This window comes from Bradyrhizobium sp. NBAIM18 (genome assembly GCF_020193825.1).
GTDB lineage: Bacteria > Pseudomonadota > Alphaproteobacteria > Rhizobiales > Xanthobacteraceae > Bradyrhizobium > Bradyrhizobium yuanmingense.
Genome location: NZ_JADYVO010000021.1, coordinates 122,484 through 130,166, shown reverse-complemented (window position 1 = coordinate 130,166; position 7,683 = coordinate 122,484). Strand labels below are relative to the sequence as shown.

Sequence of the window (7,683 nt, the reverse complement as noted above, 5' to 3'; positions counted from 1 at the left end):
ACGTCGTGTGCAGGGTCAGCTGTGTCTAAGAGACAGGGCGCTTCCTCCCCCGCCGCCGCCACCTCCCTGCCCGAATGCCGCTCCGGCGGAGGCGGTCGCCAGCACGGCGAGCAGCACCAGACCTGTCCTGCTCATCGACTGTCTCTTGGTGCATCTGTTGAGGTCGAGCATCATCGATCCTGCTGGTAGCCCTGGTTGGTCGTGTTCCCGGGTCCCTTGTTGCTCCGCTGTTCTTCGGGGACTGGAGGCATCTTTGACATGTGCTGCTCCTGTGTCGATGGTTCGCAATGTCGAAATAGAACAATGAGTTGTCGCAGGGGTCGTTCCTGCGCCGATCGCCGCAGCGCGAGACAGGGAACACCGCGCTGCGTACCGGGTTGATCAGAGGGTGCTGCCGCAGCGCCATCGTGCGAGTTCGACAGGGAAACACTCGACGGGGAAACACATGCCAAAGGCGACTGAACCTGAAACCGATCCGCGAGAGACACCGCTCGACGATCCGCGCCGGAAGACCGATATGCCGACGCACCGGCAGACGAATAAGCCCTGGCAAGGCAATCCCGAGAAGGAACAAATCGATCCGGAACGGCCGCCGCTGGATCTGGAGCGGTGGCAGAAATCGAAGACGCACTAGCAGCGGAGGCCTGCTGGCGTGTCGAGATCGTGAATGATCGGCCGCAGCGGCCCGCCGGAGTGCAGTTCCAGCGTTGCCAGCGTAATCGGCAGCTTGAAGCGGCGCTTCCCTGCGCTGCCCGGATTCAGATAAAGCACGCCGTTGACGGTCTCGATCCGCGCGCGGTGGGAATGCCCTGAGACCACGACGTCGATTCCGAGCTCGGCAGGATCGATCGTCAGCTCGTTGAGGTCGTGCAGGACGTGGAAGCTGCGGCCGCCGAGGCGCAACGTTTGTGTTTCGGGAAAGCGTTCAGCCCACGTGCCCCGGTCGACATTTCCCCTGATCGCGGTGACGGGTGCGATGCGGCAAAGCCCGTCCATCACCGCCTGGGCACCGATGTCGCCGGCGTGGATGATGTGCGAGACGCCGGCGAGGCAGCGCTCCGCCTCGGGCCTCAGCAGTCCATGCGTGTCGGCTATCACCCCAATCATGAACGTCATGTCAGATCACGGCTTCAGTGCACTACATCCAGCGGCATCCGGCCGATTTCCTCACCATCCTCATTCGTGACGAGGATCGAGAAATGGCGGCCCTTGAGCTCGGGACGCTCCTCGAGCAGGCGCCGCGCAATCTCTTCGGCGACATCCAGAGCCTTGATGTCGTCCGGCAAATCGGCGCCTTCTTCGTCCGCTACGGTTTCAGAATCCACCAAATCAAAATGATAGCGCGGCAACGTCTGGTCCTCGGGTGTTCCCGCAGGAACGCGCGGTCTCAGGGCTTCGTTCCGGCGCCGGAGCCATCTGCGGTCCGGCGGGCGGGCATCGCCGTCGGTCCTCGGCGCGAGATTGCCGCGGACTCACGCGCGGCGCCGCCGCGTCCTCGCGCGGGGTCTGGAACGGCCCGCCCTCGATGCCGCGAATGCCAGGCCGGCAGCGATCCCGAGCACCACGAGCCCCTTGCTGAGCACAGCGGCCGGCGGAACCTGCTTCCGCACCAGCCAGCCGCCGTCGACGGACGTGCCCTGCGGACCCGCTTCGAGCAAGGTGCCTTCGTTCCTTGCTGCTGGACGCGCGCGCGACAGCAGCCAGCGGAATGCGGCTCCGATGACATTCTCGGTGATCTCAGGAGCAACCGCATAGGCCAGTTGCCCGGCGCGCGCCGGCCAACCCACGGCCATCTCGTCACGAGGCGCGCGGACGAGGCGCAGGAGGGTCTGGGCTACATTTTCGGATTGATAAAGCAGCGGACCAGGATCGAGCCTTCGTCCGGAGACGTTGGCGCCGTGGACGAAGCCCGGCGTATCGACCATGGACGGAAAAACGCCACAGACGTGAATGCCGGGATGAGCCCGGAGCTCCTGACGCAAGCTTGCGGTGAAGCCGCGAAGGCCGAACTTGCTGGCGGTATAGGCTGCGGCAAAGGGCGTCGGCGCCCAGCCGCCAAGCGAAATGTTGTTGATCAGGACACCGCGGTTCTGGCGAAGGAAGATCGGAAGCACCGCGAACGCGCCATGCATGGTGCCGAGCAGATTGACCTCGATGGTCCGGCGATGAAGCGCGATGTCTGCGTCCTGATAGGCCCCGAACACGCCCGTGCCGGCGTTGTTGATCCAGACGTCGATGCCGCCGAAGGCCTCGTCCGCCGCACCGGCCAGACGCTGCACCGCCTCCGCGTCAGTGACGTCGGTTGGCACGGCCAGGGCCCGGCCTCCGAGCGCCTCACACTCCGCAGCAAGCCGCATCAAGACCTCGCCGCGGCGTGCCGCGAGGACAACGCTTGCGCCCTTGCGGGCAAAGGCCAGCGCCGCGGCGCGGCCGATTCCACTGGAGGCGCCGGTGATGACGACGCGCGTGCCGACCATCTGCCCGTGCTCGCGTCCCGAGACGTCCGCGGGAAGCAGCCAGCGCAGGGATCGCCGCAGGCGTGCCGTTCCCTGGGTTTCGAACCAGTCGCCATGCGCAAAGACCACCCGCTCCGGAGCCAGCTTCACGAGCCGCTCGCCCGCAGCCCGCGCCGAACGGCCGCCGAGGCGGAGCAGCAGCCGCAGATAGACCGGGGCCTTCCCGTCCGGCTTGGCAATGCCGAGCAGGCTCGCCGCGGCTGTATTCGCGGCGCTGAGGTGGAGGGGGTCGAGGTTCTGCACGATATCCGTCAGAATCAGCGTCCGGCTCCGCCTGTCGAACAGCTCGACCTCCGAGAACATCGGAGCATTCACCGACACCGTTTCGAGGTCGGCGGCCCATTCCTCCGGCGTCGTGTCTCCAAGCTCCCGATCGATGCGGAGGCCCGCCGCCCGCACCTGCCCGCGCGCCGCAAGACCGCGCGCAGCAAAGATCGCGGCCTGCGGCAGCTGCCTTTGCCATTCAGGCAGGAACATCCAATGCGCAATATTCGGCGCCAGCAGGTATCTGATCGTGCCCAGCCGCTCCAGCTCTTGGCGCAGAGCGCGCGAATATCTCACCGGCGAATGCAGCACGAGGTCGCCGTTCGACAGGCGGATGACAGTCATCCGCACGGGCAGTTGCAGGCCGGCGGCGTTGATCGGCTTGTCGTTCACGATCCAGATATCGTCGGTCACCTGCGACAGGCTGGCAGTCGACACACCGGCGTCGGAACTTTGCATGAGCGTCTTTCCATTGCGAGGGCGTTGCACCAAAGCGCGTGGGCGGCGCTCGTTCCTCATCAATGTCTTGGAAAGAACGTCTGGAAATCACATCGCCGCGGTCGTTCGACCTCCTTCGAGCCGCACCCGTAGCGCGTTGCGGGCGTCGGCGATGACATCGACCCAATCGCTCGGCCGTGTTTGATGAAACAGCCGCAGGCTCGGGTACCAGAACGAACGCGCACCGGATTGGGGCCAGCGCCAGTCGCAATCGGCATGCAGCAAGACCCAGGCCTCGCATCCAAGCGCGCCCGCAAGGTGTGCGATCATGGTGTCGACACATACGACGAGATCGAGCTGCCGCAGGCGATGGCCGAGAGCGACGATATCAGGCGTGCTGATGTCCCGCGCCCCGATCGCCGCGAGCTCTTCGGTGCTCGTCCCGCGCTGGAGCGAATGGAGCGTCACGCCGGATTCAGCGAGATTGCGCAGCAAGACGGCCGGAACCTCCCGCCGCTTGTCCCACTCACCAACTTTCCAGACCAGGCCGACCGCCAGACTTTGCAGCCGAAGCGGTTGTACGGCAACAGGAGGGAGCATCAGGTAGGGAACGCGCATCTCGACCTGATCGCGGCGCGCTCTGATGGCGTGCGGCACCTCCATGATCTCGATGTCGACCTCGAAAGCGCTCTCGGGTGCACCATCATGCAGCGGGATGGCGCGATCGACGCCCGCTGCGCCCTCGACTATCGGCAGCAGTTCGGGTTGACACCACAGGGTGACGCTGCGCGCAATCGCGCGAAGCGGCTTCATGAAGCGCAGGAACTGGATGGTGTCGCCGAGCCCGTGATAGCAGCGCACCAGCACGTGCTTATCGCTCAGGTCCTCGCCGCGCCAGATCCGCTGGAGATGGCGCGGGCCAGTGTGCTTGGGCGGATGCGCGCTCTCCAGCAAATCTCGATCGTTGATCGCCCAGGCGCGCGCGAAATCGCCCGCCCTGATCGCTTCCGCCCAGCCGCCCGCCATCTCGCGCGAATCGCTAGTGTCGCACGAACTTGTGGAATCGACTGAGCTTGCCGTCCTTGGTTCGATCCTGATGCAGGAACGCGATGCCGGCTTCATCGAACTTCTCGAAGAACGCGTCCCAGCTGATGCGATCCAACGCTTCATCCGGCGGATCGAAATCAATACGCAGGATTCCGGCGTGGCCACCCTCCTCCGTCGCCTTCACGGTCGCCGGCTTCCCGCCGCGCTCCTCAGCCCATTTCTGGATGACGTTGTGATCGGTGGTCTCGTGGGCTTCGCTGTTCTGTGCCTTGGATGTCATGTCACACCTCGTTCACTAGGCGGGCGATGAACGCCGCACCGCATCGAACCATTGGCCGACAAACGCGGGCCGGAGGGATTGGTTCTTCGCGGCAGATACGAAACGGTCCGCGTGAGGCGAGCATCATCTTCTTCATCTTCATCATGAAAGCCGTTCGTTCCGAGCAGGCGGTGCGGGATTTTATCCCATGTTAAGCGCGTCGCATTTTCTCGCGATGAATCTGCCGAGGCGTGCCGCCCGTCATCTCCTTTCCAGGAACGAACATACCTTCCACACGTTCGCCGACGTACTTACACCGACTCTTGCACCGACGCCGCGCGTTTTCCGGAGGGCTTCATTCCATGCATTCTCGTCTTCAAGACAGGCGCCGCGTGCGCGTCGGACTCGTCGGCGTCGGCAATTGCGCGAGCTCCTTGGTCCAGGGGCTCACCTACTACCGTAACGCCAAGTCGAACGAGCCGGTGCCGGGCTTGATGAATGCGGACCTCGGCGGCTACCATACCAGCGACATCCAGATCGCGTCCGCCTTCGATGTCAACGCCAACAAGGTCGGCCGCGACGTCGCCGATGCGATCTTCGCGGCGCCCAACAATACGCACCGCTTCTCCGACGTCCCGCCGACAGGCGTGATCGTTCAGCGCGGTCCGGTCCTGGATGGCATCGGGCATTATCTCACCGACGACGTTCCGATTGCGGACGTGCCGGAGGCCGACGTGTCCGAAGTGCTGGCGATGTCCCGCACCGACGTTCTGGTCTCCTATCTTCCGGTCGGCTCGCAGCGCGCCAGCGAATGGTATGCGGCGCGCGCCATCGAGGCCGGCTGCGGCTACGTCAATTGCATTCCGGTCTTCATCGCCTCCAATCCCCAATGGCAGCGCCGCTTCGAGGAGGCCGGCCTGCCGATCGTCGGCGACGACATCAAGAGCCAGGTCGGTGCCACCATCCTGCATCGCGTGCTCGCCAACCTGTTCCGCGAGCGCGGGGTGCGGCTCGACCGCACCTACCAGCTCAATGTCGGCGGCAACACCGATTTCAAGAACATGCTCGAGCGGGAGCGGCTGGCCTCGAAGAAGATCTCCAAGACCCAGGCCGTGACCAGCCAGTTCGACGTCCCCATGGACCCCGACAACATCCATGTCGGACCGAGCGACCACGTGCCATGGCTCACCGACCGCAAGCTCGCTTTCATTCGCCTGGAGGGAACGACGTTCGGCGGCGTTCCCCTGAGCGCCGAGGTCAAGCTCGAGGTCTGGGACTCCCCGAACTCGGCGGGCGTCGTGATCGACGCGGTGCGCTGTGCCAAGCTCGCCATGGACCGCGGCCAGGCCGGAGCGCTGACCGGCCCTTCGAGCTATTTCATGAAATCGCCGCCGCAGCAGTTCACCGACGAGGAGGCCGGACGGCGGACACGCGCCTTCATCGACGACAAGGCGTTTGCGTGATGGCTGGGATCATCCATCTCGTCCGGCACGGGCATCATGCCCTGCTCGGCCGCATCCTGTGCGGCCGGATGAAAGGCGTCGCGCTCGACGATCTCGGCTGTGAGGAAATGGCGCGCTGTGCCGGCACCATGGCGCCGCGGCCATCGCTCATTCAGTCCAGTCCGCAACGGCGCTGCATGCAGTCGGCCTGCATCCTCGCGGCGCATTTCAGGCTGCCGGTCGAGATCGTTCCCGCCCTCGACGAGCTCGATTATGGCGAATGGACCGGACGATCGTTCGACGAGCTGGCGCCGGATCCCCGGTGGTCGCGCTGGAATGGGCGCCGCGGCACCAGCCGTCCGCCCGGTGGCGAGAGCATGCGGTCGCTTCAGAATCGGATGGTCGCTCATCTGGAGCAGCTGCGTGGCGATCCCAATCTCGGCGCTGTCATCGTAGTCAGCCACGCCGAGCCGATCCGCGCCGCGCTGCTGCACTATTCGCGCACGCCGCTCGACCAATTTCTCTCGATCGAGATCGATCCTGCCAGCATCAGCACGCTCCGCGCTGACAGAAGCGGCATGAAGATCACCGGGATCAACCAGCGGGTGCCGGCGTGAAGATCGTCATCTTCGGCCTGACAATCTCCTCTTCCTGGGGCAACGGTCACGCCACCCTGTGGCGTGGCCTCTGCAAGCATCTCGCGCGTTCGGGACACAGCGTCGTCTTCTTCGAGCGCGACGTACCCTATTATGCCGGTGCCCGGGATCTCTACGAGCTGCCGGGCGGCGCGCTCCAGCTGTTCGCGAACTGGGACGATGTGCGGCAGGCGGCAAGCGCCGAAATCCGTGATGCCGACGTCGCGATCGTGACCTCCTATTGCCCCGATGCGATCGCCGCGACCGAGCTGATTCTCGCTGAGGATCGTGCCGTTCCCGTGTTCTACGACCTCGATACGCCGGTCACGCTGGCAAGGCTCATCGCCGGCGAGGCTGTCCCCTATGTCGGCCCGCGTGGCCTGCGGGACTTCGCGCTGGTGCTCAGCTTCACCGGCGGGCCTCACGTTGCGGACGAATTCCGCAACAGGCTCGGCGCGCGCGACACGCGGCCGCTTTATGGGCATGTCGACACAGACATCCACCATCCGGTCGCGCCTCAACGGCATTATCGCGCCGATTTGTCCTATCTCGGCACCTACTCCGAAGACCGCCAGCACACGCTCGAGGCGCTTTTCGTTGCGCCCGCGCGGGCACGCAAGGATCTCCGCTTCCTGATCGGCGGCGCGCAGTACCCGGACGATTTCCCGTGGTCGCCCAACATCTATTTCGTGCGGCACCTGCCGCCGTCCGAGCACGCACCGTTCTTTGCCTCGTCGCGGCTAACTCTCAATGTCACCCGTCGGGCCATGGCGGAGATGGGCTGGTGCCCATCCGGCCGGCTGTTCGAGGCCGCGGCCTGCGGCGCCCCGCTGCTGAGCGATGAGTGGCCCGGAATAGCGGACTTCTTCGCGCCCGGAGAGGAGATTCTGATCGCACGCGACGAGCACGACGCGCTCGCCGCGCTCGCGATGCCGGATGCGGAGCTGAGGCGCATGGCGCGGCGCGCTTATGAGCGCACCATGGACCAGCACACATCGGACAAGCGGGCGCGTGAACTGATCTCGATGCTCGAGCAGATGACGTCGAGCCGCATCAGCCGGCAACAAATCGAGGAGGCCTGA

9 protein-coding genes are annotated in these 7,683 nt (G+C 65.1%); 4 read left to right on the top strand and 5 right to left on the bottom strand.

The window, feature by feature from the left end; translation table 11 throughout:
* Positions 1-445 precede the first annotated feature (445 nt).
* On the top strand, positions 446-634 hold the full coding sequence (locus I6F17_RS31455) for a hypothetical protein (protein ID WP_036023690.1): 189 nt from the start codon (positions 446-448) through the stop codon (positions 632-634).
* Here I6F17_RS31455 and I6F17_RS31450 read toward each other — a convergent pair.
* The 5 genes from I6F17_RS31450 to I6F17_RS31430 form a co-directional block, all read right to left on the bottom strand.
* Positions 631-1,116 carry a metallophosphoesterase family protein gene (locus tag I6F17_RS31450; protein WP_225127823.1) on the bottom strand — a complete coding sequence of 162 codons (486 nt, stop codon included), beginning with the start codon at positions 1,114-1,116 and terminating at the stop codon, positions 631-633. The genes I6F17_RS31455 and I6F17_RS31450 overlap by 4 nt on opposite strands.
* A gap of 14 nt (positions 1,117-1,130) precedes the next feature.
* On the bottom strand, positions 1,131-1,349 hold the full coding sequence (locus I6F17_RS31445; protein ID WP_036034756.1) for a hypothetical protein: 219 nt from the start codon (positions 1,347-1,349) through the stop codon (positions 1,131-1,133).
* A gap of 123 nt (positions 1,350-1,472) precedes the next feature.
* A complete protein-coding gene (locus tag I6F17_RS31440; RefSeq protein ID WP_225127821.1) occupies positions 1,473-3,239 on the bottom strand; it encodes an SDR family oxidoreductase in 1,767 nt (588 codons plus the stop codon).
* Positions 3,240-3,326: 87 nt separating this feature from the next.
* Complete coding sequence (locus I6F17_RS31435) at positions 3,327-4,244, bottom strand: hypothetical protein (RefSeq protein WP_225127819.1); 918 nt, start codon at positions 4,242-4,244, stop codon at positions 3,327-3,329.
* A 13-nt stretch (positions 4,245-4,257) separates the two neighbouring features.
* On the bottom strand, positions 4,258-4,545 hold the full coding sequence (locus I6F17_RS31430) for a hypothetical protein (protein ID WP_057029924.1): 288 nt from the start codon (positions 4,543-4,545) through the stop codon (positions 4,258-4,260).
* A 341-nt stretch (positions 4,546-4,886) separates the two neighbouring features.
* Here I6F17_RS31430 and I6F17_RS31425 point away from each other — a divergent pair, with 341 nt between their 5' ends.
* The 3 genes from I6F17_RS31425 to I6F17_RS31415 are packed head-to-tail and all read left to right on the top strand — an operon-like array spanning position 4,887 to position 7,683.
* A complete protein-coding gene (locus tag I6F17_RS31425) occupies positions 4,887-5,987 on the top strand; it encodes an inositol-3-phosphate synthase (protein WP_225127818.1) in 1,101 nt (366 codons plus the stop codon).
* On the top strand, positions 5,987-6,583 hold the full coding sequence (locus I6F17_RS31420) for a histidine phosphatase family protein (protein WP_225127816.1): 597 nt from the start codon (positions 5,987-5,989) through the stop codon (positions 6,581-6,583). Before I6F17_RS31425 ends, I6F17_RS31420 begins: the two co-directional genes overlap by 1 nt.
* A complete protein-coding gene (locus tag I6F17_RS31415) occupies positions 6,580-7,683 on the top strand; it encodes a glycosyltransferase (RefSeq protein ID WP_225127814.1) in 1,104 nt (367 codons plus the stop codon). The genes I6F17_RS31420 and I6F17_RS31415 overlap by 4 nt, the downstream gene beginning before the upstream one ends.

What these genes read in the sequence shown, in the direction of transcription:
- I6F17_RS31455 (WP_036023690.1), top strand. Translation starts at nt 446, where the DNA reads ATGCCAAAGGCGACTGAACCTGAAACCGATCCGCGAGAGACACCGCTC.
- I6F17_RS31450 (WP_225127823.1), bottom strand. Translation starts at nt 1,116, where the DNA reads ATGACGTTCATGATTGGGGTGATAGCCGACACGCATGGACTGCTGAGG.
- I6F17_RS31440 (WP_225127821.1), bottom strand. Translation starts at nt 3,239, where the DNA reads ATGCAAAGTTCCGACGCCGGTGTGTCGACTGCCAGCCTGTCGCAGGTG.
- I6F17_RS31435 (WP_225127819.1), bottom strand. Translation starts at nt 4,244, where the DNA reads ATGGCGGGCGGCTGGGCGGAAGCGATCAGGGCGGGCGATTTCGCGCGC.
- I6F17_RS31430 (WP_057029924.1), bottom strand. Translation starts at nt 4,545, where the DNA reads ATGACATCCAAGGCACAGAACAGCGAAGCCCACGAGACCACCGATCAC.
- I6F17_RS31425 (WP_225127818.1), top strand. Translation starts at nt 4,887, where the DNA reads ATGCATTCTCGTCTTCAAGACAGGCGCCGCGTGCGCGTCGGACTCGTC.
- I6F17_RS31420 (WP_225127816.1), top strand. Translation starts at nt 5,987, where the DNA reads ATGGCTGGGATCATCCATCTCGTCCGGCACGGGCATCATGCCCTGCTC.